The organism is Roseateles sp. P5_E1 (genome assembly GCF_054049335.1).
On the sequence record NZ_JBFUMN010000372.1, the window covers coordinates 1 to 569 of the forward strand.

At 57.1% G+C, this 569-nt stretch carries 1 protein-coding gene; it reads right to left on the reverse strand.

Features of this window, described 5'->3' with window-relative positions:
- On the reverse strand, positions 1–569 hold a 569-nt coding region (locus ACXJKJ_RS31595; protein ID WP_457395638.1), incomplete at both ends, for a hypothetical protein.

Below are 569 nucleotides of genomic sequence, written 5' to 3' on the forward strand. Positions count from 1 at the left end.
GGCGTATCCAGTTCCCGACCTTCTTGAACGCGGCCTTGAGCTTCTTGCGAAGCCTTTCGTCATCAATGCGGTCGGCGGAGATCTCGTCGTGGCGCGGATTCTCCATGTCGCGAACACGGGCGCTCGTATCGCGATCGTCCGGCTGAAGGACCGCGACAAAGTCTCTCGACAGCGAGAAACGACGAAGTGGGTGCCCAAAGTGACTGAGGTTGTCAGCAATGTACATCCCGTTTCGTAGAATTCCGACCCGCCGTGGAAGCCCTTCGTGCTGAAGCAGAGTCAGCGTGAAATTCCCGGAATCGGGGGCTTCGTACTTGTCTACCGAAGAAGCATCCGAGCAGAGTGCGTCGAGCATCGCTGCACTGAATGCCAGGTCGTCCGAAGTTCCTGTGCTCTCCGCTGCGGCGTGGATGAGAGGATTCTTGAAGAGATCGAAAACCGTTGTAGCGTCGATCTCGATGTTCTGCTCGAGTGGTGAGATGACGCTGAAGCGGATAGCGCCGTCCCGGATTGCGGAGAAAAAGTTCCTGATCAGCGACTCCGCGATCAGCCATTGCCAACCATCTGTC